This window comes from Corallococcus sp. CA053C (assembly GCF_003611675.1).
GTDB lineage: Bacteria > Myxococcota > Myxococcia > Myxococcales > Myxococcaceae > Corallococcus.
Genome location: NZ_RAWA01000116.1, coordinates 1 through 23624 on the forward strand (window position 1 = coordinate 1; position 23624 = coordinate 23624).

Sequence of the window (23624 nt, forward strand, 5' to 3'; positions counted from 1 at the left end):
CGGCTCACGCGGGGCGGGGAGGGGGGCGGCGTGGTGCAGGCCCTGCGCCAGAAGGACAAGCCGTTCGACGCGCGCGACGCGCGGCTGCTGGCCACGCTCGCGGAGCTGCTGGTGATGCTGCTGGAGCAGCGCCGCCTCCGGGCCGAGTCCGCGCGCCAGCTCACCGAGACGCGCCTCCTCCTGGACCTGGCACGCACCACGTCGGGCGTGCTGGAGACGGCGAGCATCCTGGACGTCGCGTCCGACTTCCTCGTGCACCTGTTGGACGTGTCCAACTGCTTCATCCTGCTCTACGACGAGCAGGCCAAGGTGCTCCGGGGCGCGGCGGCGTCGGCGGCCCACCGCGACCTGTTCCGCACGGTGGTGGTGCCGCTCGACAGCGACGACCTGGCCGCGCGCGTGGCCCGGGAGCGCAAGCCCATCGCCCTCGAAGACCTGTCCCGGGGCGGCGCGTCCGCCAGCACCGCGCTCGTCGAACGCCTGGGGGAGAAGGCCCTGCTGGGCCTGCCGCTCACGTCGCGCGAGGAGCTCATCGGCGTGGTGATGGTGGACGACGTGCGCGGCCCGCGTCCCTTCGGCCCGGAGCTCATCGACCTGGCGGAGGCCACCTGCGGTCAGCTCGCGCTGTCCATCGCGAACGCGCGCCTCTACGAGTCCCTCTGGGCCAGCTACGCGGAGCTGGCCGCCACCCGCGCGGAGATGGTGAAGCGCGAGCGGCTCGCGGCCCTGGGCGAGCTGTCCGCCATCGTCGCGCACGAGGTGCGAAACCCCCTGGGCGTCATCTTCAACGCCGTGGCGTCCCTCCGGCGCATCGTGAAGCTGGAGGGCGACGCCGGCATGCTGATGGACATCCTGGTGGAGGAGAGCGACCGCCTCAACCGGATGGTGGCGGACCTGCTGGACTACACCCGCCCGCGCAACCCGGTGCTCCAGCACGAGGACCTGCGGCGCGTGCTCCAGGATGCGCTGGAGGGGGCCAAGGCGCTGGGGGCCACGGAGCGGCCGGTGCACATCCACTCGGAGGTGGAGCCCGACATGCCTCCGGTGCCCATGGACCGGCGGCTCATCCGCCAGGCCCTCGTCAACGTGGCCGTCAACGCCATGCAGTCCATGCCCCAGGGCGGCCAGCTCCAGGTGAAGGCCCGCCGCGAGGCGCACGGCGGCCGGGAGCAGCTGCGCATCGACGTGACGGACCAGGGGCCCGGCATCCCGGCCGAGCTGCTCCACCGCGTCTTCGAACCCTTCTTCACCACCAAGGCGCAGGGCACCGGCATGGGCCTCGCGGTGGTGAAGCGCATCCTGGACGAACACCGCGGTGAGATCGCGGTGGAGAGTGCCCCGGGACGCGGAACCACCTTCATCTTCCGGCTGCCCCTCACGCAGCCCCTGTCCTTCCCATGACGACCGACGCGACCACCCCGATTCCCCGAGGACGCATCCTCGTGGTGGACGACCAACGCAACATGCGCGCCACCACCGCGCTGCTCCTGAAAGGCGAGGGCTACACCGTGTCGGAGGCCGCCACCGGCGAGGAGGCCCTGGGCGTGCTCGCGCAGGGCCGGGTGGACCTGCTGCTCACGGATTTGAAGATGGAGCCCATGGACGGGCTCACGCTCCTCAAGCGCGGGCTGGAGGTGGCCCCGCGCCTCCAGGCCATCATGATGACGGCCTTCGGCTCCATCGAGAGCGCCGTGGAGGCCATGCGCCTGGGGGCGTACGACTACGTCACCAAGCCCTTCAAGGAAGGCGAGCTGCGCTACCGCGTGGAGCGCGCCTTGGAGCGGGCCAAGCTGCAGGCGGCGGTGGACAACTTCGCCACCGAGTTCAACCAGCGCCACGGCCTGTCCGCGCTGGTGGGCCGCAGCCAGGCGATGCGCGACCTCACCACGCGCCTCTTGCGCGTCGCGCAGAGCGACGCCACCGTCCTCATCCAGGGCGAGAGCGGCACGGGCAAGGAGCTGGTGGCCCGCGCCCTCCACGCGCACAGCCGCCGCAGCGGCCAGCCCTTCGTGCCCGTCAACTGCGCGGCCATCAGCGAGACGCTCCTGGAGAGCGAGCTCTTCGGCCACGCGAAGGGCGCCTTCACCGGCGCGGTGAAGACGCGCCGGGGCCTCTTCGAGGAGGCGGACGGCGGCACGCTCTTCATCGACGAGGTGACGGAGACGAGCCCCACCTTCCAGTCCAAGCTCCTGCGCACGCTCCAGGACGGAGAGGTGCGCCGCGTGGGTGAGTCCACCGCGCTGCGCGTGGACGTGCGCATCGCCGCGGCCACCAACCGCGACATCGAGCTGGAGGTGCGCGAGAAGCGCTTCCGCCAGGACCTCTACTACCGCCTCAACGTGGTGATGCTGCGCGTGCCCCCGCTGCGCGAGCGCCTGGAGGACGTGCCCGCCCTGGCCGAACACTTCCTGCAGCGCTCCAACGCCCGCAGCCCCCGGCCCCGGCGCCTGTCCGCCACGGCCGTGGAGCACCTGATGACGTACAACTTCCCCGGCAACGTGCGCGAGCTGGAGAACCTGGTGGAGCAGGCCGCCGCGCTGGCGGAAGCGGACGAGCTGCTGCCCGAGGACTTCCCGCTGCGCCCCCAGGGCCGCGTGCTCCCGGCGGCCTCCCCCGGCCCGGGCGGCCTGGGCCTGCCCCCCACGGAGGCCCGCGCCACGGGCCCGGAGTCGTCCGGCGGCCCCACGCTTGCAGAAGTGGTGGAGGACGCCGAGCGCCGCGCCATCGTCCAGGCCCTGGAGCGCCACGGCGTGGACCTGGCCCGCGTGGCGGACGAGCTGGGCGTCTCCTCCACGACGCTGTGGCGGAAGATGAAGCGCCTCAACCTCCGGCCGCCCGCGGGCGCCCGCGAGTAGGCCTTGGAGTCCGTGTCGCACCCCTCTCCAGGGCGAGTGCAGATCCGAAATCGGGCTCGTTCAAGGTTGAAAAAAACAAACCCCTGGTTTTGCTAGGCCTTTTCAAATCTGAAACGCGATTTCAGCCCTGCAATGCCGGAAGGTGGGGGTGGCAGTGTTGTCCGCCCCTCCAAGTGCCTGAGAACCCTGGAGTTTTGCTTCGCGAGGCGGCTGGCATGGCACCTGCTAAGGCTTAGGTCCGGGACGCATCGAAGCGAGGCTGAAAGTGGTTCCCCCCCACCCTTTCAGCACTTCCGGTGTGTCACCTTGAGAAGACCCGCGGCCCGACACCCTTCCGGGTGCCGGGCCGCCTTCTTTTCCGCTCCAAGCCTCCCCGCCGCGCCCTCCGCCCATTTCACTTCTGCAATGCCCGCGGGGCCGTGACGCCGCTTCCGGCTCCGGCGCCGCTCCGCTGCCAGCCTGCGTCATGCGCGGATCCGCTGCCGGCCTGCGTCACACGCGCACCGCAACCCCGCAACGACAACGCCCGCCGGGCCAGGGGCCGCGACGGGCGTCGGGTGCTACGGGCGCTGCGAGCCGGGAGCTACTGGCCGAACAGCGTGCCCGCCTGGGCGAGCCAGTCGGTGACGTGGCCGGGGAGGATGCCCAGCAGGACGACGGCCACGGTGGAGATGACCAGCGCGGCCTCCGTGCCCCAGTTGCGCTCCAGGGGCTGCGCGCCCTCCGGGACGGGGTGCATGAACATGTAGACGACGACGCGCAGGTAGTAATACGCGCCCGCCGCACTGGAGAGCACCGCGACGATGGTGAGGCCCACGAGGCCCACGTCGATGGCGGCCTGGAAGATGAGCAGCTTGCTCATGAAGCCCACCGTGGGGGGGATGCCGCCCAGCGACAGCATGAAGGCCGCCATGGCGAACGCCCAACCCGGCCGGCGCTGCGCCAGGCCCGCGAAGCGCTCCAGGTCCCACGCGGTGCCCTTCTCCTCGTCCTCGCGGCGCTCCAGCGCGGACACCATCGCGAACGCGCCCGCCGCGCTGAAGGTGTACGCCAGCAGGTAGTACAGGATGCCGCGCAGCGCGTCCGAGCGCGCCACGTCCAGCGGCGTCCCGCCCGACAGGGACGACGCGGCCAGCACGCGGAAGTGCTCGCCCGGCGCGGTGACGAACAGCGCCGCCACGCCCAGGAGCAGGTAGCCCGCGTGCGCGATGGAGGAGTACGCCAGCATGCGCTTCACGTTGCGCTGCGGGATGGCCATCAGGTTGCCGGCCACCATGGTGAGCAGCGCCAGCGTGGCGAACAGCATCAGCGGCAGCTTGGGGTCCATGCCCTTGCCCACCGTGAGGAACACGCGCACCAGCGAGGCGAACGCCGCCGCCTTCACGCCCGCGCTCATCAGCGCCGTCACCGGCGTGGGAGCCCCTTCGTACACGTCCGGCGTCCACATGTGGAACGGAACGGCCGCCACCTTGAACGCGAAGCCCGCGGCGATGAGGACCGCGCCCACGTAGACGAGCGCCGGATTGGTGGAGAGCGCCTGCTGCAGCGGGCCCACCATGTCGTTGAGCTTCGTCGTGCCCGTGGCCCCGTACAGCAGCGCCGTGCCGTACAGCAGGACGGCGGAGGAGAAGGCGCCCAGGATGAAGTACTTGAAGCCCGCCTCGCTCGGACGGGTGCCCCGGCGCAGGTACGCCGTCAGCGCGTACGTCGCGATGGAGAGCACCTCGATGTTGATGAAGATGGTGATGAACTCCGACGACATGGCCAGCAGGCTCATGCCCGCGGACGCGAAGAGCATCAGCGCGTAGAACTCACCGCGCTCCGCCCCGCGCTTGCGCAGGAAGCCCACCGCGCTCAGCGCCGCCAGCCCCAGGCCCACGCTCACCACCAGGGTGAGGAAGCTGGAGAAGGGATCCAACACGCCGAAGCCGAGGAACACCTCGCGCGGCGGCTCGAACATCAGGCCCACGGCCACGGCGCCGCTGGCCGCCGCCGCCACCACGGTGAGCACCGCCTGGTAGCCGCGGGACGCCGTGGCGGAGAGGAACACCTCCGACAGCAGCAGGACGGAGGCCGCCACCACCATGATGATGGCGGGCAGCAGGGGGAGGAAATCCGCCAGAATGAGGTTTGGCAGGTTCATGGAGTCTTTCGGGGCCTACTCGCGAGCGGCGAGCGGCGCGGCGGGAACGGAGGGGCGGGCCGCCGCGGCGGTGGAGGGCAGCGACATCACCTCCACGCGCAGCTGGTCGTCCTTCGCCTGGAGGGCGCCCGGAGCGCCCACGCTGGCGCGCGCCACGTAGCGATCCGTGGACGGGGCGAGGCGGTCCAGGAAGGGCTGCGGCATCAGGCCCATCACCGCCACCAGCACGATGAAGGGCGCCGTGGTGAGCATCTCGCGGATGTTCATGTCGCGCAGGTGCTGGTTCTCCCGGTGGGTGATGCCGCCGAAGAACACCTTCTGCACCATCCACAGCATGTACGCCGCGCCCAGGATGACGCCCAGCGTGGCGAACGCGCCGAAGCCCAGGGGCAGGGTGCTCTTGAAGGTGCCCATCAGCACCAGGAACTCACCGATGAAGCCGTTGGTGCCCGGCACCGCCACCGACGAGAACGTGATGATGACGAACGCCGCGGTGAACACCGGCATCACCTTCGCGATGCCGCCGTAGTCCGACATCAGCCGCGTGTGGCGGCGCTCGTAGAGGAAGCCGAACAGGAGGAACAGCGCGCCCGTGGACACGCCGTGGTTCAGCATCTGGTACGCGCTGCCCGTGGCGCCCTCGCTCGTCACCGCCAGCAGGCCCAGCATGCAGTAGCCCAGGTGGCTGACGGACGAGTACGCGATGAGCTTCTTGATGTCCCGCTGCGCCAGACACATCAGCGCTCCGTACACGATGCCAATCACGGCCAGCACCGCGAGGAACGGCCGCGCCGCCTGGGCCGCCACCGGGAACAGGGGGATCGCGAAGCGCCAGAAGCCGTAGGTGCCCATCTTCAGCATCACGCCGGCCAGGATCATGGAACCCGCCACCGGCGCCTGCACGTGCGCGTCCGGCAACCAGGTGTGCACCGGCCACATCGGGACCTTGATGGCGAACGCCAGCGCGAACGCGGCGAACATCCACGGGCCATACGTGTGCAGCGTGGCGGCAAGGCCCGTCAGCGACGCGCACGCGCCTTCAGGACCGCTGGCGCACGCGGCCAACTGCTGATTGGCGCCGAGCAGGTTGTTGTAGAGCGTGCCGTAGTCGAACGAGCGCGTGCCCGGGGCGCCGCTCACGAAGTACAGCGCCACGATGGCCACCAGCATCAGCAGCGAGCCGACCAGCGTGTAGAGGAAGAACTTCACCGCCGCCATGCGCCGGTCCTCGGCGCCCCACACGCCCACCATCAGGTACATGGGGATGAGCATGGCTTCGAAGAAGATGTAGAAGAGCAGGACGTCCATGGACGCCAGCGCGCCCAGCATCGTCGTCTGGAGCACCAGCAGCGCCAGGTGGAACTCCTTGATGCGGTGCTGGATGTACGTGGTGGAGGCGAGCACCACCAGCGGGCCCAGGAACACCGTGAGCAGCAGCAGGCTCACCGCGAGGCCGTCCACGCCCAGGTGGTAGCTCATCCCGAACTGCTGGAACCACGGGACGCGGAACTCCATCTGGAACTCCGCGCCGGAGGGCTCGAAGCGGAAGTACGCCCAGACGCCGAACACCAGGTCCAGCAGCATGCCCACGAACGTGATGGTGCGGACCTGCCCGTGCTCCGTGGAGGGCAGCATCAGCACCAGCGCCGCGAACACGAGCGGCAGGTAGATGACGACGTTCAACAGGTGGGTGTCGAAGAAGCTCATGAAAGCACCTGCAGGAGGGCGTAGACCGCGCCGCCCAGGATGGCGAGCGCCATGATGGCGGCGTAGGCCTGCGCGTCACCCGTCTGGAGCCGGCGCAGCCCGAAGCCCACCTTCTCCGTCACGTAGGCGGTGCCGCGCACCAGCACCGTGTCGATGACGAGCGCGTCCACCACGCGGAAGAGGATGAAGGCCACGAACTTCACCGGCCGGATGAGGATGAACTCGTACAGCTCATCCACGTAGAACTTGTTCTGCGCCGTGCGGCGCACCGCGCGGGCGAACGCCGGCACCGGCTTGCCCACCTGGGCGGGGAAGAACTTCAGGTAGAGGAACGCCGCCGTCGCGCCGCCGGACAGGGCCACCATCCACGCGATGAGGTAGTCCACGAAGGCAGGGGAGCTGGTGTCCAGCGCCACCGTCTTCGCCGTGCGGGCCACGGCCTCCGCCGGGCGCAGCACGGGGCTCAGGAAGTTCTCGAACACCGGCTGGAAGCCGCCACCCGAGCGCGGCATCAGCGGCAGCGCGTACACCAGCGTCACGATGCTGAGGAACGCCAGGATGACCAGGGGCAGCGTCATGTGCCACGCGCTCTCGTGCGCGTGCGCCACCTTGGCCTCCGGGGAGCGCCGGCCCGTGAAGGTCAGCAGGTACACGCGCGACATGTAGAACGCCGTGCACGCGGTGATGACCAGGCCCAGCGCGTAGACCAGCCCCGACACCCAGTGCAGCTCGTGCAGGTGGTTGTGGTGCACTCCGTGGAAGACGGCGTCCTTGGAGAAGAAGCCGGAGAGCGGAATGATGCCGGTGATGGCCAGCGTGGAGACGAGGAACGTGGCGTGCGTCCACTTCTGCTCCTTCCACAGGCCGCCCAGCTTCTTGATGTCCGTCTCGTCCCCGTTGCCGTGCATCACGCTGCCGGCGCCCAGGAAGAGGCAGGCCTTGAAGCACGCGTGCGTCACCAGGTGCAGCGCGGCCGCCCAGAAGACGCCCATGCCCACGCCCATGAACATGATGCCCAGCTGCGACACCGTGGAGTAGGCGAGCACCTTCTTGATGTCGTCCTGCGCGAACGCGATGAGCGCCGCCAGCAGCGACGTGAGCGCGCCCACGATGGCGATGGTCGCCATGGCGGTGGGGGAGAGCACCAACAGCGAGCTCATCCGGCAGAACAGGTACACGCCCGCGGTGACCATCGTGGCGGCGTGGATGAGCGCGGACACCGGCGTGGGGCCGGCCATCGCGTCCGGCAGCCAGACGTACAGCGGCAGCTGCGCGCTCTTGCCCGCGGCGCCCAGGAGGAACAGCAGCATCGTGGCGGTCATCACGCCGCCGAAGGTGTAGCCGGACAACGGCCCCGCCTCGATGGGCGTCTCCAGGGACACCGCGCCGCCCATGCCTTCGGGCAGGGCGAGCGCCATCTTCTCCAGGCCCTTGAAGGTGACGGGGCCCTTCTCCGACAGGCCCTGCTCGTAGCGGGCCCGGGAGGTGCCCGCGACAGCGTAGTCCCGCGCGTCCGCCTGGCGGTTGAAGGCGCTCACCGTGAGGATGAGCAGGAACGTGCCGATGAGGAACGCGAAGTCACCGATGCGGTTGGTGACGAACGCCTTGCGGCCGGCCCACGCCTTCGCGCTGTCCGTGTACCAGAAGCCGATGAGCAGGTAGCTGGCCATGCCGACGCCCTCCCAGCCCACGAAGAGCAGGACCAGGTTGTCGGCCATCACCAGCGTCAGCATCGCGGCGACGAAGAGGTTCAGGTACGCGAAGAAGCGCCAGTACCCGTCGTCGTGCTCCATGTAGCTGGTGGAGTACAGGTGGATGAGGAAGCCCACGCCGGTGATGACCAGCAGCAGGATGCCCGACAGGTGGTCCACCAGCAGGCCGAAGTTCACGCGGAAGTCGCCCGCCGCGAACCAGGTGCCGTAGTCATGCGCGATGGCGTAGCGCACCACGTCCCGGTCCAGGCCGAACGCGTTGGGCATGCTCACCACGCGCCCGCCCGCCGCGTCGCTGGTGGCCCAGAAGGCCATCAGGCTCAGCACGAAGGCGCCGGCGATGGCGGAGCACGCCACCAGGTGCACGTTCGCGCGGCCCAGCCACTTGCCGAACACGCCGCACACGAACGCGCCCAGGAGCGGCAGCAGGATGATCAATCCCAGCGAGGGTGAGAACACCTCGGGGGGGATGGGTGCCGTTCTGAAGAATTCGACGATTCCGTCCATGGATGGGCTCAGGGAGTGACGGGATTCAGTGCTTCATCGTCCGGATGTCGTCCACGTTCACGGAGCCGCGACTGCGGAAGACCGCGATGACGATGGCCAGACCGATGGCCGCTTCCGCGGCCGCCACGGCGATGACGAAGAAGGCGGACACGTGCCCCACGCCGAAGACGGCGTTGGGGCCGCCCCCGAGGGCGCCGTGCATGCGCGCGAAGGCCAGGAACGTGAGGTTGACCGCGTTGAGCATCAGCTCCACGCACATGAAGACGACCAGCGCGTTGGTGCGCACCAGCACGCCGAACATGCCCATGCAGAAGAGCGCGGCGGCCAGCAGGAGGTAGTAGGTGATGGGGACCATGTGCGGAAGCTCTTGGCTTTCAGGCGGACGGCTGCACCAGCCCGCCCGCGCCATCTAGCAGAAGTTGTCCGAAGGCGGGGATCAGATCCGGGACTTGGCCACGACCACCGCGCCCACCATCGCCACCAGGAGCAGCAGGCTGACGGCTTCGAAGGGGAGCAGCCAGGTGGTGAAGATGGACTCGCCGATGGCGGCCATGGTGCCGAACTTCCCCTGGACCTCGGCGCTCATCTGGGCGGGCAGGGCCTGGGTGCGGCCGAGCGTCACGGCCAGCACGGCGAGCAGGCCGAACGCGGAGGCCCCTCCCAGGATGCGCGTCACCGTGGGGCGGCCGCGGTGGGCCGCTTCCCCCAGGTTCAGCAGCATGATGACGAACAGGAAGAGCACCATGATGGCGCCCGCGTAGACGAGCACCTGCATGACGGCCACCGTGTGCGCCCACAGGAGCACGTAGATGCCGGCCAGGAAGAAGAACGTCGACACCAGGGCCATGGCGGAGTTGATGGGGCTGCGCGCCGTGATGACCAGCCCCGCCGACACCAGCGTCATGACGGCGAAAACGCCGAAGAGAACCAACTCAGTGTTCAAGACCAGTCTCCGTAGGAACCCCAGGGGCGGTCACCGAACGGGCAGCGCTTCTCCCGCAGGTGAGCCTCGAACTCGTCCCGGAACCGCATGAGGAAGGAGTGCGTGGGCAGTGCCGCCGCGTCGCCCAGCGCGCAGATGGTGTTGCCCAGACCGATGGGCGGGTAGGGCGCGATGGAGGACGCCACGTTCGACAGCATGTCGATGTCGCCCGGCTCGCCGCGGCCTTCTTCAATCTTGCGCAACAGGCGCGTCTGCCAGGGCGTGCCCTCGCGGCACGGCGTGCACTGGCCGCAGGACTCTTCCGCGTAGAAGCGGGCCACGCGCCACAGGCTGCGCACCATGCAGGTGGCGTCGTCCATCACGATGACGCCGCCGGAGCCGGCCATCGTCTGCTTCATCTTCAGCGCCTCGAACTCCAGCGCCACGTCCAGCTCGTCCGCGCCCAGCACCGGCGCCGAGGAGCCGCCCGGGATGACCGCCTTCACCTTGCGGCCCTTGGGCATGCCCTGGCCGTACTGGTCGTCGTGGATGAGCTCCAGGATGGTGGTGTGCATCCCCACCTCGTAGACGCCCGGCCGGTTCACCGACCCCGACAGGCAGACCAGGTGCGTGCCGCCGGACTTGTCCGTGCCCAGCTTCGCGTACCACTCCGCGCCCTTGGCGAGGATGCAGGGCACGCTGGCGAGCGTCTCCACGTTGTTCACCACGGTGGGGCTGCCGAACAGGCCGACCACGGCGGGGAAGGGCGGCTTCAGGCGCGGCCAGCCCTTCTTGCCCTCCAGGCTCTCCAGCAGCGCCGTCTCCTCGCCGCAGATGTACGCGCCCGCGCCGCGGACGACGTAGCAGTCCAGCTGGAAGTCCTTGCCCAGCATGGACTTGCCGAAGATGCCGGCCTTGTAGGCCTCGTCGATGGCCGCCTGGGTGCGCTCCGCCTGGAACTTGAACTCACCGCGCAGGTACACGTAGCAGGTGTGCACGCCCAGCGCGTACGACGCGATGGCGATGCCCTCCAGCATCATGTGCGGGTCGTTCTCCAGGATGTAGCGGTCCTTGAAGGTGCCCGGCTCGGACTCGTCGCCATTGACCGCGAGGTACTTGGGCTTGGGGCTGTCCTTGGGGACGAAGCTCCACTTCATGCCCGTGGGGAAGCCGGCGCCGCCGCGACCGCGGAGGTTGGACTTCTTCACCTCGTCGATGATGGCCTGGGGCTCCATCGTGAGCGCCCGCTTGAGCCCGTCGTAGCCACCGCGCTGCCGGTAGCTGTCCAGGGTCCAGGACTGGGGCTTGCCCCAGGCCGCCGAGATGACGGGTTCAACCGCCTTTGCCGTAGAGGCCATGGATGGGTGTCCTAGGAAAGCGAGGGGGAGGAGGAGCGACTCACGACAGCCGGGCCAGGATGGCGTCCAGCTTGGCCTGGGTCAGGCGCTCGTGGTGGTCCTCGTTGATCTGCAGGCAGGGCGCCGTTCCGCAGGACGCCAGGCACTCGGTCTCGCGCAGGGTGAACTTCTCGTTCGTCTCCCCCGCCGTCATGCCCAGCTTCTGCTCCAGGTAGGCGAGCATCTTCTCCGCCCCCCACAGCGAGCAGGACAGGTTGGTGCAGACGTCGATGACGTACTTGCCCGGTTTCTTCAGGTGGTACATCACGTAGAAGCTGGCGACCTCGTAGGCGCGCTCCGGCGTGACTTCCAGATTCTTCGCCACCAACCGCAGGCCTTCGGGCGGCAACCAGCCCTTGAGGTCCTGAAGCAGGCGAAGCGCGGGCAACATCCCGGCGCTTTTGCGATCAGAGGGGTAGTGCGAGAGGATTTCCGCGATCCCCGCGTCGAACTTCTTCTGCTCTTCAGGAGTGAACAGGGGCTCCGCCATGGCGGGCCGTACGTATTGCCGCAATGGCTTCGTTGTCAACATAAACCCTCGGCGGTAGACTGGACCGCCATCAGCAAATTTCCGAGCGATTTCAACCCCTTGTTATGAGCCCGGACCCTGCGGACCAGCGGCAGCACCCCCGTATCCCCACCATCCTCCGGGTGGACTACCCGCATGGGCGTCCGCTCAGGGACGTGACGGAGAACCTGTCCGCCGGGGGGTTCTTCGTGCAGACGGAGCAACTCTTCGTCGTCGGGGACGAGCTTCGGCTTGCACTTTCTTTCCCGGGACTGCTGGATCCGGTAGAAGTCGGCGGCACCGTGGCCTGGGTGCGGCTGGCCGCCCCCGATCAGCCGGGGGGCGTCGGCATCCGTGTGGAGAGCGAGCAGGATCGGCGGCGACTGGGTGACATCTTGAGTGCGGCGGGACCTGACGACAGCGCGACGACCCCCTCCGAGCAGGACGGGTACCGTGTGCTCATCGTCGAGGACAACCCCCACATCATCGAGATGTACAGCTACGTGCTGAAGAAGCTCGCGAGCAACGACCTGCACGGCAAGGTGCCCCTGGAGGTCCACTTCGCGCCGGACGGGCACCACGCCCTGCTGCGGCTGCGCGAGGACCGCTTCAGCCTGGTGATGCTGGACCTGTACATGCCGGTGATGGACGGGTTCGCCCTGGTGGAGCGCATCCGCGAGGAGGAGGCGCTCAAGTCCATCCCCGTCATCGCCATCTCCGCGGGTGGCAAGGAGGCCCAGGACCGGGCCATGCAGCTGGGCGTGGACATCTACCTGCGCAAGCCGGTGCGGTTCGTGGAAGTCCTGGAGACGGTCAAGCAGCTGCTGCGCATCAAGTAGTTCGTCGCGGCAGACGTTGAAGCGCCGGGGTGGTGCCGCGTAGAGTCCGCGCACCCATGACGAAGCCCGCAATCCATCGTGACACCGTCAGTGGCGAGGCGCTGCTCATCCTGCAGAATCTGCGGGAGAACGGCCGCCTGGGACGCTCGAACAAGCTGGCCGACGTGAAGGCCGCCCTCGAACCGTCCGTCTCGCTGGAGTTCGACAACTACTTCTTCTTCCTGCGCAAGTTCCACTACATCGCCATGGACCGTGAGGCCCAGCTCAAGCTCACCGAACAGGGCGAGCGCGTGGTGGGCGGGGACCTGCAGGACCGCTTCTCATCGGAGGTCGACGAGTTCTTCGCCGATCAGCTCCTCGCGCCCGAGGACGCCACGCACATTGGCCGTCCGCTGGACGAGGACGAGCCCATGAGCAGCGTCCCGCCGCCGCCGCCGGAGCTGCTGCTGGACGAGGCCGAGGTGGAGGCCGGGGCCTCCCATGCCCCGTCCCACGGGGGCCCGCCGCCCGTACCGCCGACGCGCACCCACCGGGTGGCGATGCCGGCGCTGGAGCTGGGCGCTGGCGGGCCGCAGGGGGCCGCCGCTCCCATCGCTCCCATCGCCACGCCCGTGCCGTCGGCCTGGCAGGACGTGCCGGAGCCGCGCCGGGAGACGCTCATCGGACTTCCGCCCTCGCCGCCGACACCAGTCCCCAGCGCCCCCCAACCCCTGGTCATCACCTCTCCGCTCGCCGCCACGCCCGCTCCGATGCCCCCTCCTCCGACGACATCCGCTCCCGCGGCCCCGGTCCCGAATGCCGCCGCCGCGGCGAAGGGCGCCAGCGACCTGGACCTGCGCTACCAGAAGTTCGACCCCATTGGCACGGGCCCGCTGGGCACGGTCTTCAAGGGCCGCTACAACGCCCTGGGCCTGGACATCTGCATCAAGGAGCTGAAGGACATCTTCGGCTACTTCTCCTTCCTGCAGCGCGGTGAGGTCCTCAAGCGGCTGAAGAAGGAGCTGTGCGCGCAGGCGCAGGTGCGCCACCCGGGCGTGGTGCAGATCCTCGACCAGAACGTGGAGTCCGCGCGGCCCTACTTCGTGGTGGAGCTGATGCGCGGCAGCCTGAAGGAGCGGCTGGAGTCCAGCGGCGGCAAGGGCATCGACGTGCCGCACGCGCTGCGCACGTTCCTGCAGCTCGCCTACGGCCTCCGGACCGCGCACGCCGCGGGGCTCACCCACCACAACCTCAAGCCGGAGAACGTCCTCTTCGACGCGTACGGCAACGCGAAGCTCGCCGACTTCGGCATGAGCCGCGTGGTGGAGGTGGACGCCACCAAGGGCATGCCCCAGGTGTTCATGGGCATGGGCGGCATGGCGTACATGGCGCCGGAGCTGATGAACCGGGTCGCCGGCGCCAAGGAGCCGGGCCCGTCCGCGGACGTGTACGGCCTGGGCATCCTGCTCTACGAGATGTTCACCGGGCAGATTCCGGGCCGCCGCTCGCCCCTGCCCTCGGAGGTGAACCCGGAGGCGCCCAGCGGCCTGGATCAGCTCTTCGACAAGGCCACCCAGGACAAGCGCGAGCAGCGCTACCCGGACATGGACGCGATGCTGGAGGACTTCTACAAGGCCTTCCCGGAGCGCGAGTACCTGGAGCGCGGCGCGCTCATCGTCTCCTCGGATCCGCAGCAGGATTGAGTGAACGGGCAGGCGGGCCTCCACGCGAGGCTCGCCCGTCCCAGGACAGGCTGTCAGACTGCGGTGCGTCATGACCGTACGCCCCTCCGACAGCGTCCTCCTCACCGTCACGGGAAGGGACGGCCCCGACACCACCGCCCGCCTCACCGGCTTCCTCGCGGACGTGGGCGCGGAGCTGCTCGACGTGGAGCAGGTGGTGGTGCAGGGCCTGCTCACCCTGGCGCTCCTGGTGCGCCTGCCCGACAGCGTCAGAAGCGCCGGCGACGAAGGCCCGTTGCAGGCGCTGCGGGCCCTGGCGCGCGAGCTGGGCGTCACGGTGGACGTGCGGGCGGTGGCCCCCGTGGCGATGTCCCCCTCCGCGCCTCCGGGCCCGGAGCCGCTGCGCTACGTCGTCACCGCGGTGGGCAGGACGCTGGGCGCGCGCGAGGTGCACGCGCTGACGGCGCGGCTCGCGGCGCAGGGCGCGCGCGTGGAGCGCATCACCCGCCTGAGCGAGACGCCGCTGGGGTCGGTGGAGCTGCACGTCACGCTGCCGCCGGGCGTGGATCCGTCCGCGCTCAAGCAGGCGCTGCTGGCGCTGTCCATGGAGAGCACCACGTTCGACGTGGCCCTCCAGCGCGAGAGCCTCTACCGGCGGAGCAAGCGGATGGTGGTGATGGACATGGACTCCACGCTCATCCGCATCGAGGTCATCGACGAGCTGGCGCGGGCGCACGGCGTCCACGCGAAGGTGGCCGCCATCACCGAGCGCGCGATGCACGGAGAGATGGACTACGACGAGTCCCTGCGCCAGCGCGTGGCGCTGCTCGCCGGGCTGGACGTGCAGGTGGTGCGGGAGCTGGCGGCGAACCTGCCGCTCACGGAAGGGGCGGAGACGCTCTTGCGCGTGCTGCGGCGGCTGGGCTACCGCACCGCGGTCATCAGCGGCGGCTTCTCCGTGGCGGCCGAGGCGCTCCAGGCCCGCCTGGGCATCGACTTCGCGTACTCCAACACGCTGGAGGCCGCGGACGGCAAGCTCACCGGCCGCACCGTGGGCACCATCGTCAACGCGCGCCGCAAGGCGGAGCTGCTGGAGACGCTGGCGAAGCAGGAGGGCATCCTGCTGGAGCAGGTCATCGCGGTAGGCGACGGGGCCAACGATTTGCTGATGCTGGAGAAGGCGGGGCTGGGCATCGCCTTCCGCGCCAAGCCCCGGCTGCGCGAGGCCGCCGACACGTCCATCTCCGCCGGCGGGCTGGACACCATCCTGTACCTGCTGGGCCTCACCGCGCGCGAGCTGCGCGAGGTGACCTGAGGGCCTTGCGCTACAGGCGCATGCGCGCGGCCAGCTCGCGCTGCTGCACGGCGCCCTTCTCGAAGACGAGCTCCAGCAGCGCGCGCAGGATCTTGGAGCTCTTCTCCTGGTTCTGCTGCACCGTCTGAAGGCGCTGCAGGTCCGCCTCCGTCCACTCGGAGGTGGGCGAGCCGCCCGCCAGGATTTCATCCAGGATGTCGGAGGCGCTGGAGCCCGCGGCGGCGGACGCGGCGGTGTCCGCCGCCGGGGCGCGCGCGGCGGCGGCGGGGGGCGCGGCGTTCGGGTCGACGATGTCGCTGATGCGCTTCACGATCGTCTTGCCGCTCATGTCCACGACCTTGAAATCCTCCTCCTCGGGGAATTCGCCCTCCTCCTGGGGCTTCGTGTCGGGCTTGAAGCGCTTCTTCTCCACCGGCTCCTGGTTGCGGTAGTTGCGCAGGATGGCGTGCTCGATTTCACGGTCCCCCGCGACCATGGGCACCACGCGGGCGCGGCTGCGCGCCGCCACCTGGTCCAGCGTGGCCAGGTCCGTGGGGTCCGACATCGCCAGCACCAGCGTCTTCCCGTTGTCCTTGAGCTGCACGGGGAAGACGCCCTTCTGCTCGGCGAGCGTCACGTCCACGCGCGCCAGCGCGGCCGCGTCCTTCGTCAGGTTGCCCAGCTGCACGCGGGGCATTCCCAGCCCCTGGCAGATGGCCTGGGTGATGGTCTCCTCGGACGCCAGCCCCAGGTCCGCGACGACGCGCGACACGCGTCCGCCCCACTGGTCCAGCGACGCGAGCGCGCTGCGCAGCTGCAATTCGTCGATGACGCGCGCCTTGATGAGGATGTCCGCGATGCGATTCCGGGAAGGGGGAGCCATGGGGTGGGGATTCTAGCGTCTGATGGCGTGGACGCTCAGTCCACGTCACCGAACATGCCTTGAGAGCAAGGAGGCCGACGATGCAGCCCTTCGCGGATGCCGCCACCCAGACGTGCCCGTACTGCGGTGAAGAGGTGGAAGTGGACGTGGATTCGCTGGGCGCCTCCTCCGAGGCCTACGTGGAGGACTGCCCCGTCTGCTGCCGTCCCTGGGAGGTGAAGGTGACCCGGGACGAGGACGGCGCCTTCGTCACCCTGGGCCGCGACGACGACTGAGCGGGCCTCCCGGCTGGGGGGCAGGCGGCCGGGCAGGGGGCTCCTGGAGCGCGGTCCGGGACGGCCGGGGCCGTTGCTTGACACGTCCCGAAGCATGGTTCTTTTGAGTCTGTGAGGCGCTGCCGGGCCCCCCCGCAAACGAGGCGCGGGGGGCACGGCCGCCGAACTCAAGAACGACTGTGCAACGCACGACGTGCGTCCTTCGGGACGACACGAACAGGAGACGACCATGCTGACCCACCGCAATGCCTACAACGCCGCCGTGACGCTGCCCCTGCTGCGCGACTTCGACCTGCTGTTCCGCGAGCTGTCCTCGGGCAACACCCGTCCGGACATGGAGCACACGCTGACGCCCGCGGCCGACATCCTCGAGGCCGAGGCCGGCATCACGCTGCGCATCGACCTGCCGGGCCATGACGCCAAGGCCATCCAGGTGAAGGTGGAGAACGACGTGCTGACCGTGCGCTCCGAGCGCAAGGCGGAGGCCGTGGCGGAGGGCGCCACCCTGCGTCGCCAGGAGCGTCCCGCGGGGGTCTACGCGCGCCAGTTCCGCCTGCCCAACACGGTGGATGCCAGCCGCGTGGAGGCCCGCTACGACAACGGCGTGCTGTCCCTCACCCTGCCGCGTCGCGAGGAGACCAGGCCCCGCGTCGTCCAGGTGAAGGTCCAGGGTTGATGCGCATGCATCACCTGTCACCGCTCAGGGAGGCCGCTGCCTTCGCAGGCACGAGGCGCGGCGGCTCCCGCAAGCATCCATCGACTCGAGGGCTTCCGCTGTGGGCCAGGCGGAAGCCCTCGTTCTCTACTTGCGGACGTTGAGCGCCAGAGGCACCCGGAACAGCTCCATCACCTGCGTCACGTCCAGCGGCTTCGCCAGGCACGCCACCGCACCGGCCTGCTTCGACTGCTCCACGACGTCGGGCGTGTGAAGGCTCGTCATGGTGATGAGCCGCACGCCCTCCATCTGCTTGCGAGCGCGGATGCGCTTGCAGACCTCGATGCCGTCGATGTCCGGCATGTTGAGGTCGATGATCATTCCGTGCGGCTTCTGCTCCGACACCAGCAGCAGCGCCTCCACGCCGCTCGTCGTCGTCTGAAGTTCCACCTGGTTCGCGTGCGGCTTGAACGCGCGCTTGATGGCGTCCAACGTCTGCCGCTCGTCGTCCACGACCAGCAGGCGCACCGTGCTGCTGCCCAGCTCCTCGGGCACGGGCATCTGGTGGGTGACCAGGAAGGTGCGCAGGTCCGTCGAACGCACCCGACGGTGGCCGCCCGGAGTCCGGAAGGCCATCAGGATGCCGCGGTCGATCCACTTGCTCACCGTCGACGGGTCCACCTGAAGCAACCGACTGATGTCGTGCGTCGTGTAGAGCTGGTCCGTCATCGCCGTACTCCCCTCGGACTGCATCGTTCCACTAGCCATGGAAATAAACACCTACCTTGAATGCGGGGTTTGATCAACCCACCTACGACGTGCTGCGTTTATCTGCCCTTCTCATCAGACCCACGGCGTCATCCCAACGGCCACTGGCACGGAGGCACAACTCCACCAACTCGCGGGCGGCTCCGTGACCGCCAACGTTCTGGGTAACGAAGTGCGCCTCCTGGCGCACCTCTGGAACCGCATCCGCGGGACATGCGGAAAGCCCTGACTGGGACATGGGGTCCAGGTCGTTGAGGTCATCGCCCATGTAGGCGCAGGCGTCCGCGGGCACCTGGAGCTGGGCGAGCAGTTCATCAAGGGCAGGGCCCTTCTCCCGGCGACCCTGGAAGACGGCGGCGAGGCCCAATTCTCGGCCTCGCGCTTCGACGATGCGGGAGGTGCGCGCGGTGAGGATGGCGGCGGGCAGCCCCACCAGCCGGGCCATCACGAGCGCGTGGCCATCCTTCACGTTGAAGCGCTTCATCACTTCGCCGTCGCCGCCGTAGTACAGGCCGCCGTCGGTGAGGACGCCATCCACGTCGAACACGAGCAGTCGCACGCGCGACGCACGCGACGTCAGCTCTTCCCTGCCCGGCTTGGAAGGCGCTTCCGTCTGCATGGCCTCCTCACCTTTCGCGTCCATCAACCGGCTTCGTGACCCAGCGCGCGACGGATGCTGAGCACATCTCGTACCACGTCCTCGAACATCTGTGGATTGAGCGAGCACGGACCGTCACACAGGGCACGGTCGGGGTCTTCGTGGACTTCTGTGAATAAAGCGTCAATCCCGGCGGCGGCGGCGCTGCGGGCCAGCAGTGAGACGAACTTCCGCTCGCCGCCCGTCTTCCCGTCGCTGGAGCTGGGCAGCTGCACGGCGTGGGTGGCGTCCATGCACACGACGAGGCCGGCTTCGCGCATCTGCGCCAGGCCGCGCATGTCGACCACGAGGTTGTTGTAGCCGAAGGAGGAGCCCCGCTCGGTGACGAGGATGTTGGGGTTGCCCGTCTCCACGGCCTTCCTCGCCGAGTGGACGATGTCCTTGGGGGCCACGAACTGTCCCTTCTTCAAGTTCACCCCCCGGCCCGAGCGGGCCACCGCCTCCACGAGGTCCGTCTGGCGGCAGAGGAAGGCGGGTATCTGGATGATATCCACGACTTCAGCGGCTGGCCCGACGTGGCTGGTTTCATGGACGTCCGTGAGCACGGGCACGCCCACCTCGCGCTTCACGCGGTCCAGGATTCTCAGACCTTCCTTCAAACCGGGGCCACGGAAGGACTTGCCGCTGGTCCGGTTGGCTTTGTCATACGAGCACTTGAAGGCATACGGCACGCCCAGCCGCTGGGTGATGCCCTTGAGGAGGTGGGCGTGGCGCAGGGCCATCTCCTCGGACTCGATGCTGTCGGGGCCGGCGATGACGAAGAGGCGCTCGCCGGGGCCGACCTTGTGACCGCACAGCTGGATGGAAGGCGTCGTGCTCATGCGCGCACCGGGGTGGTCGTGGCCGTGGCCGTGGCCGTGGCCGTGGCCGGGATGGTGGCGCCGCGGTTGGAGTCCCGCTGGGCGAGCGCCGCGCCGATGAAGCCGGAGAAGAGGGGGTGGGGAGCGAAGGGCTTGCTCTTGAACTCGGGGTGGAACTGGCAGCCGACGAAGTACGGATGATCCGACAGTTCGATCATCTCCACCAGATTCAGCTCCGGATTGTGGCCGGAGATGACGAGCCCCGCCTCCTGGAGCCGGCCGCGGTAGGCGTTGTTGACCTCGTAGCGGTGGCGGTGGCGCTCCTGGATGTTGTCCTGGGCGTAGAGCTTCTGGGCGACGGTGCCGGGCTTGAGGGCGCACGCGTAGCTGCCCAGGCGCATGGTGCCGCCCTTGTCCTGCACCTTCACCTGGCTCTCCATCAGCGTCACCACCGGGTGCGCGGTGTGCTCGTCGAACTCCAGGCTGTTGGCGCCCTGGAGGCCCAGCACGGTGCGGCTGAACTCCACCACCGCCATCTGGAGGCCCAGGCAGATGCCGAAGAAGGGCAGCTTGTTCTCCCGCGCGTAGCGGACCGCGGCGATCTTCCCCTCGGTGCCGCGCACGCCGAAGCCGCCGGGGACGAGCACCGCGTCCACGCCGCCGAGCATCGCCTCCGGCCCCTGCGCCTCCACGTCCTGGCTGTCCACGAAGCGCAGCTTCACGCGCACGTCGTTGGCGATGCCGCCGTGGAGCAGGGATTCGTTGAGGCTCTTGTAGCTCTCCGTGAGGTTCACGTACTTGCCCACGATGGCGACGGTGACTTCACCGCGCGCGGGCTCGTAGATCTTCCGGACGATGGTCTCCCACTTCTCCAGGTGGGGCGCGCGGCTCCAGATGTTGAGCACCTCCGCCAGCCGCTCGTCGAGGCCCTGGCGGTGCAGCTCCAGGGGCAGCTCGTAGATGCTGCGCACGTCGGGGGACGTGAACACGTTGCCGTTGTCCACGTTGCAGAACATCGCGATCTTGTCCTTCAGCTCGCGGGAGATTTCGCGGTCGGTGCGGCACAGCAGGAAGTCCGGCTGGATGCCAATCTCCCGCAGCTTCATCACCGAGTGCTGCGTGGGCTTGGTCTTCACCTCGCCCGCGGCGCCGATGTACGGCAGCAGCGTCAGGTGGATGTATACGGCGTTCTGGCTGCCCACGTCGTAGCGCATCTGGCGGATGGCCTCGAGGAAGGGCAGGGACTCGATGTCGCCCACGGTGCCGCCGACTTCGACGATGACGACGTCCACGTCCTGGGAGGCCTGGCGGATGCTGGCCTTGATCTCGTCGGTGATGTGGGGAATCACCTGGACCGTCTTGCCCAGGTACTCACCGCGACGTTCCTTGGTGATGACCGCGTTGTAGATGCGGCCGGAGGTGAAGTTGTTGAGGCGGCTCATCCGGGCGTGGGTGAACCGCTCGTAGTGGCCCAGGTCCATGTCGGTTTCGCCACCATCCTCGGTGACGAAGACCTCGCCGTGCTGGAAGGGGCTCATCGTGCCCGGATCCACGTTGATGTAGGGATCCAGCTTGATGAGGGTGATGTCCAGCCCGCGGTTCTCCAGGAGGGCGCCAATGGATGCGGAGGCCAGTCCCTTCCCCAGCGAGCTGACCACGCCGCCCGTCACGAAGATGAACTTGGTTTTCTTGGAGCGCATGTCCCTTCCTGCCAAGGAGGCCAGGGGGCGTCAAATAATCTCTGCCGGCGGGACGGCTGGCAGGCCCCGGGAGGCCCGCCGGACCTTCACTGCGCGTCCCAACCGCCCGGTCGGGCGACCGCGAACTGCTGGGCGTCCGGCTGGCCCACGCGGAAGCGGCGCAGGTCGCAACCACGGCAACTCCAGCCTTCCCAGCCTTTCTTCACGACCTGGTGGAGGCAGGCGTCGTAGTTGGGACAGAAGAGGTTGCGCTGGGTGTCCACCATCTCCTCGTCACGGAGGGCGGAGGGCAGGGGGATGGGACAGGGCGTGATGGACACGAGGTTCTCTCCGACAGGCGACCACGGCAGGCGTGGGTGGCTCTTTCCCCCGGCGCCTCGAACCGGCGGCCCGGGCGGACATTCCCAGCAGGGAGGGGGACAAAAAAAGTCGCCCCCGTCGGCAAGGACGGAGGCGACCGGTACCGCGGGCGTCAACCACCGCCGAGGAGACCCTCGCTAGCAGGCCACCGCGACGGAGGTAGACGCCTGATTCATGCTGTCGATCAAGGCATCACCTCCTTTCTTGAGGCGCTTGAAGTAATGCGCCTTCCTTTTTCGCGCCACGCAGACTGCGGGGAGGGTGGGGCAGTCCGCGGAGCGAGCGTTCAGGCGGCGACAACCTGGCGTTCCACGAGGCGGCGGTAGAGGCCCTCTTGCGTCATCAGCGAGGCGTGGGTGCCGCTCTGCACCACGCGGCCGGACTCCAGCACCAGCACACGGTGGGCGTTGGCCACGGTGGACAGCCGGTGCGCGATGATGAGCGTGGTGCGGCCCTGCATCAGCCGCTCCAGCGCGTCCTTCACCAGGTGTTCGCTCTCCGCGTCCAGGGCGGACGTCGCTTCGTCCAGCACGAGGATGCGCGGATCCTTCAGCACCGCCCGCGCGATGGCGACGCGCTGCTTCTGGCCGCCGGACAGCTGCACGCCGCGCTCACCCACCTCCGTGCGGTAGCCGTCCGGGAAGCGGGTGATGAAGTCGTGCGCGTGCGCGGCCCTGGCGGCGGCCTCCACCTCCGCGTCGGTGGCGTCCGGGCGGCCGTAGCGGATGTTGTCCCCGATGGAGCAGGAGAACAGCAGCGGCTCCTGGGCGACCATGCCCACGTGGCGGCGCAGCCAGGTGGGGTCGAGCGTGTCCAGGGGGCGCCCGTCGAGCAGCAGCCGGCCCTGGTGCGGGTCGTAGAAGCGGGACAGGAGCGCGGCGAGGGTGGACTTGCCGGCGCCGGAGGAGCCCACCACGGCGACGACCTCGCCGGCCTGGAGGGTGAGGTTGATGCCCTGGAGCACCGTCACGTCCGGGCGCGAGGGGTAGGCGAAGCGCACGTCCTGGAACTCCACCCGGCCCTCGACGGTGGCGGGGCGCTCGCCGCCCCTGGCGGGGATGGTGGGCTCGCGGTCCATCAGCTCGAAGACGCGCTCGGCGGCGCCCGAGGCGCGCATGAAGTCCGCCCAGAGGTCCGCCAGGGAGCCCAGGGACATGGCGACGAGCATCGTGTAGATGAGGAACGAGGTGAGGGCGCCGATGGTGAGCTGGTCCTCCACCACCAGCCGGCCGCCGTACCAGAAGACCACCACCGCGGCGATGTAGCCCGCGCTGGAGACGGCGCCGATGAAGGTGGAGGACTGGAGCGCGCGGCCGCGGGCCACCTCGAAGGCATGGCGCACGGTGTTGCCGTAGCGTGTCACCTCCGACGGCTCCGCCGCGAACGAGCGCACGGTGCGAAGGCCGGACAGGCTCTCCTCCGCGACCTCGCTGGCCTTGGCGAGCGCGTCCTGCACCTGGCGTGACATCAGGCGCACGCGCCGGCCGTACAGCACGCTGCCCACGGCCACCGGGGGGACGATGCCGAGCATCAGGAACGTGAGCGTGGGCGACGTGTAGAAGAGCAGCACGAGTCCGCCCAGCGCCTGCACCGCGTGGCGCAGGCCCATGGAGATGTTGACGCTCACGGTGTTCTGCAGAACGGTGGTGTCGGACGCGAGCCGGCTGGTGAGCTCTCCGGTGCGGTGCGTGTCGAAGAAGGCCACCTCCTGGTCCATGAGCCGGTGGAAGAAGTCGCGGCGCAGGCGCATCACCACGCGGTCGCCCACGACGGTGAAGAAGTAGGCGCGCAGCGCGGTGGCGACGCCCTGCACCAGGAACACGGCCAGCATGATGAGCGCGGCCCGGTCGATGAGCGCGCGGTTCTTCGCGTTGAGGGCGTCGTCGATGAGGATGCGGATGCCTTGCGGGAACGCGAGGCTCGCGCCGCTGCTGATGACGAGGAAGCAGGTGGCCAGCACCAGGGTGGGGACTTCGGGGC

The 23624-nt window shown here is 69.0% G+C and carries 21 protein-coding genes; 7 read left to right on the top strand and 14 right to left on the bottom strand.

Annotation, left to right across the window (positions count from 1 at the left end):
* Together D7V97_RS17415 and D7V97_RS17420 are read left to right on the top strand one after the other, a co-directional pair.
* On the top strand, positions 1 to 1401 hold a 1401-nt coding region (locus D7V97_RS17415), incomplete at its 5' end, for a GAF domain-containing sensor histidine kinase (RefSeq protein ID WP_147444844.1).
* Positions 1398 to 2855: a sigma-54 dependent transcriptional regulator gene (locus tag D7V97_RS17420; protein WP_199728839.1), complete on the top strand. Its 1458-nt coding sequence runs from the start codon at positions 1398 to 1400 to the stop codon at positions 2853 to 2855. The genes D7V97_RS17415 and D7V97_RS17420, both read left to right, overlap by 4 nt.
* Positions 2856 to 3438: 583 nt before the next feature.
* On the opposite strand, the gene D7V97_RS17425 is transcribed toward D7V97_RS17420, so the two are convergent.
* The 7 genes from D7V97_RS17425 to nuoE all read right to left on the bottom strand — a co-directional run bounded on the left by D7V97_RS17425 (position 3439) and on the right by nuoE (position 11733).
* Positions 3439 to 4998, bottom strand: coding sequence for an NADH-quinone oxidoreductase subunit N (locus tag D7V97_RS17425; protein ID WP_120611769.1), 1560 nt, complete (start codon positions 4996 to 4998; stop codon positions 3439 to 3441).
* Between the two features lie 15 nt (positions 4999 to 5013).
* On the bottom strand, positions 5014 to 6705 hold the full coding sequence (locus D7V97_RS17430; RefSeq protein ID WP_120611770.1) for a NuoM family protein: 1692 nt from the start codon (positions 6703 to 6705) through the stop codon (positions 5014 to 5016).
* Complete coding sequence (gene nuoL, locus D7V97_RS17435; RefSeq protein WP_120611771.1) at positions 6702 to 8924, bottom strand: NADH-quinone oxidoreductase subunit L; 2223 nt, start codon at positions 8922 to 8924, stop codon at positions 6702 to 6704. The genes D7V97_RS17430 and nuoL overlap by 4 nt, the downstream gene beginning before the upstream one ends.
* Before the next feature lie 25 nt (positions 8925 to 8949).
* Complete coding sequence (gene nuoK / locus D7V97_RS17440; protein WP_120611772.1) at positions 8950 to 9279, bottom strand: NADH-quinone oxidoreductase subunit NuoK; 330 nt, start codon at positions 9277 to 9279, stop codon at positions 8950 to 8952.
* Positions 9280 to 9360: 81 nt separating this feature from the next.
* On the bottom strand, positions 9361 to 9867 hold the full coding sequence (locus tag D7V97_RS17445) for an NADH-quinone oxidoreductase subunit J (protein WP_120611773.1): 507 nt from the start codon (positions 9865 to 9867) through the stop codon (positions 9361 to 9363).
* The gene (gene nuoF, locus D7V97_RS17450; RefSeq protein WP_120611774.1) at positions 9864 to 11204 is read right to left on the bottom strand and encodes an NADH-quinone oxidoreductase subunit NuoF; all 1341 of its coding nucleotides are present in this window, start codon (positions 11202 to 11204) and stop codon (positions 9864 to 9866) included. The genes D7V97_RS17445 and nuoF overlap by 4 nt, the downstream gene beginning before the upstream one ends.
* Positions 11205 to 11244: 40 nt before the next feature.
* On the bottom strand, positions 11245 to 11733 hold the full coding sequence (nuoE, locus tag D7V97_RS17455) for an NAD(P)H-dependent oxidoreductase subunit E (RefSeq protein ID WP_120611775.1): 489 nt from the start codon (positions 11731 to 11733) through the stop codon (positions 11245 to 11247).
* 104 nt (positions 11734 to 11837) lie between these two features.
* Between nuoE and D7V97_RS17460 the strand changes: the two genes are divergently transcribed.
* The 3 genes from D7V97_RS17460 (at position 11838) to serB (ending at position 15566) form a co-directional block, all read left to right on the top strand.
* Positions 11838 to 12590 carry a TIGR02266 family protein gene (locus D7V97_RS17460; protein ID WP_120611776.1) on the top strand — a complete coding sequence of 251 codons (753 nt, stop codon included), beginning with the start codon at positions 11838 to 11840 and terminating at the stop codon, positions 12588 to 12590.
* 56 nt (positions 12591 to 12646) lie between these two features.
* Positions 12647 to 14272, top strand: coding sequence for a serine/threonine-protein kinase (locus tag D7V97_RS17465; RefSeq protein ID WP_120611777.1), 1626 nt, complete (start codon positions 12647 to 12649; stop codon positions 14270 to 14272).
* Between the two features lie 70 nt (positions 14273 to 14342).
* Positions 14343 to 15566, top strand: a complete 1224-nt coding sequence (serB, locus tag D7V97_RS17470; protein ID WP_120611778.1) for a phosphoserine phosphatase SerB — start codon at positions 14343 to 14345, stop codon at positions 15564 to 15566.
* Between the two features lie 10 nt (positions 15567 to 15576).
* On the opposite strand, the gene D7V97_RS17475 is transcribed toward serB, so the two are convergent.
* A complete protein-coding gene (locus tag D7V97_RS17475) occupies positions 15577 to 16428 on the bottom strand; it encodes a general secretion pathway protein GspE (protein ID WP_120611779.1) in 852 nt (283 codons plus the stop codon).
* Between the two features lie 80 nt (positions 16429 to 16508).
* On the opposite strand from D7V97_RS17475, the gene D7V97_RS17480 reads away from it, so the two are divergent.
* Together D7V97_RS17480 and D7V97_RS17485 are read left to right on the top strand one after the other, a co-directional pair.
* The gene (locus D7V97_RS17480) at positions 16509 to 16703 is read left to right on the top strand and encodes a CPXCG motif-containing cysteine-rich protein (protein ID WP_120611780.1); all 195 of its coding nucleotides are present in this window, start codon (positions 16509 to 16511) and stop codon (positions 16701 to 16703) included.
* Positions 16704 to 16932: 229 nt separating this feature from the next.
* On the top strand, positions 16933 to 17379 hold the full coding sequence (locus tag D7V97_RS17485; protein WP_120611781.1) for an Hsp20/alpha crystallin family protein: 447 nt from the start codon (positions 16933 to 16935) through the stop codon (positions 17377 to 17379).
* A 126-nt stretch (positions 17380 to 17505) separates the two neighbouring features.
* Here D7V97_RS17485 and D7V97_RS17490 read toward each other — a convergent pair whose 3' ends face one another.
* The 6 genes from D7V97_RS17490 to D7V97_RS17515 form a co-directional block, all read right to left on the bottom strand.
* Complete coding sequence (locus D7V97_RS17490; protein WP_120611782.1) at positions 17506 to 18126, bottom strand: response regulator; 621 nt, start codon at positions 18124 to 18126, stop codon at positions 17506 to 17508.
* Positions 18127 to 18169: 43 nt separating this feature from the next.
* Positions 18170 to 18745, bottom strand: coding sequence for an HAD family hydrolase (locus D7V97_RS17495; RefSeq protein WP_199728840.1), 576 nt, complete (start codon positions 18743 to 18745; stop codon positions 18170 to 18172).
* A gap of 23 nt (positions 18746 to 18768) precedes the next feature.
* On the bottom strand, positions 18769 to 19605 hold the full coding sequence (gene kdsA / locus D7V97_RS17500) for a 3-deoxy-8-phosphooctulonate synthase (RefSeq protein WP_120611784.1): 837 nt from the start codon (positions 19603 to 19605) through the stop codon (positions 18769 to 18771).
* On the bottom strand, positions 19602 to 21284 hold the full coding sequence (locus D7V97_RS17505) for a CTP synthase (protein ID WP_120611785.1): 1683 nt from the start codon (positions 21282 to 21284) through the stop codon (positions 19602 to 19604). The genes kdsA and D7V97_RS17505 overlap by 4 nt, the downstream gene beginning before the upstream one ends.
* 86 nt (positions 21285 to 21370) lie before the next feature.
* Positions 21371 to 21604 carry a hypothetical protein gene (locus tag D7V97_RS17510; protein WP_120611786.1) on the bottom strand — a complete coding sequence of 78 codons (234 nt, stop codon included), beginning with the start codon at positions 21602 to 21604 and terminating at the stop codon, positions 21371 to 21373.
* A gap of 326 nt (positions 21605 to 21930) precedes the next feature.
* Positions 21931 to 23624, bottom strand: a 1694-nt coding sequence (locus D7V97_RS17515; RefSeq protein WP_120611788.1) for an ABC transporter ATP-binding protein, incomplete at its 5' end; no start/stop codon positions are given.

What these genes read in the sequence shown, in the direction of transcription:
- D7V97_RS17420 (WP_199728839.1), top strand. Translation starts at nt 1,398, where the DNA reads ATGACGACCGACGCGACCACCCCGATTCCCCGAGGACGCATCCTCGTG.
- nuoL (WP_120611771.1), bottom strand. Translation starts at nt 8,924, where the DNA reads ATGGACGGAATCGTCGAATTCTTCAGAACGGCACCCATCCCCCCCGAG.
- D7V97_RS17480 (WP_120611780.1), top strand. Translation starts at nt 16,509, where the DNA reads ATGCAGCCCTTCGCGGATGCCGCCACCCAGACGTGCCCGTACTGCGGT.
- D7V97_RS17475 (WP_120611779.1), bottom strand. Translation starts at nt 16,428, where the DNA reads ATGGCTCCCCCTTCCCGGAATCGCATCGCGGACATCCTCATCAAGGCG.
- D7V97_RS17465 (WP_120611777.1), top strand. Translation starts at nt 12,647, where the DNA reads ATGACGAAGCCCGCAATCCATCGTGACACCGTCAGTGGCGAGGCGCTG.
- D7V97_RS17505 (WP_120611785.1), bottom strand. Translation starts at nt 21,284, where the DNA reads ATGCGCTCCAAGAAAACCAAGTTCATCTTCGTGACGGGCGGCGTGGTC.
- nuoK (WP_120611772.1), bottom strand. Translation starts at nt 9,279, where the DNA reads ATGGTCCCCATCACCTACTACCTCCTGCTGGCCGCCGCGCTCTTCTGC.
- nuoE (WP_120611775.1), bottom strand. Translation starts at nt 11,733, where the DNA reads ATGGCGGAGCCCCTGTTCACTCCTGAAGAGCAGAAGAAGTTCGACGCG.
- D7V97_RS17430 (WP_120611770.1), bottom strand. Translation starts at nt 6,705, where the DNA reads ATGAGCTTCTTCGACACCCACCTGTTGAACGTCGTCATCTACCTGCCG.
- D7V97_RS17490 (WP_120611782.1), bottom strand. Translation starts at nt 18,126, where the DNA reads ATGGCTAGTGGAACGATGCAGTCCGAGGGGAGTACGGCGATGACGGAC.
- nuoF (WP_120611774.1), bottom strand. Translation starts at nt 11,204, where the DNA reads ATGGCCTCTACGGCAAAGGCGGTTGAACCCGTCATCTCGGCGGCCTGG.
- D7V97_RS17460 (WP_120611776.1), top strand. Translation starts at nt 11,838, where the DNA reads ATGAGCCCGGACCCTGCGGACCAGCGGCAGCACCCCCGTATCCCCACC.
- serB (WP_120611778.1), top strand. Translation starts at nt 14,343, where the DNA reads ATGACCGTACGCCCCTCCGACAGCGTCCTCCTCACCGTCACGGGAAGG.
- kdsA (WP_120611784.1), bottom strand. Translation starts at nt 19,605, where the DNA reads ATGAGCACGACGCCTTCCATCCAGCTGTGCGGTCACAAGGTCGGCCCC.
- D7V97_RS17485 (WP_120611781.1), top strand. Translation starts at nt 16,933, where the DNA reads ATGCTGACCCACCGCAATGCCTACAACGCCGCCGTGACGCTGCCCCTG.
- D7V97_RS17495 (WP_199728840.1), bottom strand. Translation starts at nt 18,745, where the DNA reads ATGCAGACGGAAGCGCCTTCCAAGCCGGGCAGGGAAGAGCTGACGTCG.
- D7V97_RS17425 (WP_120611769.1), bottom strand. Translation starts at nt 4,998, where the DNA reads ATGAACCTGCCAAACCTCATTCTGGCGGATTTCCTCCCCCTGCTGCCC.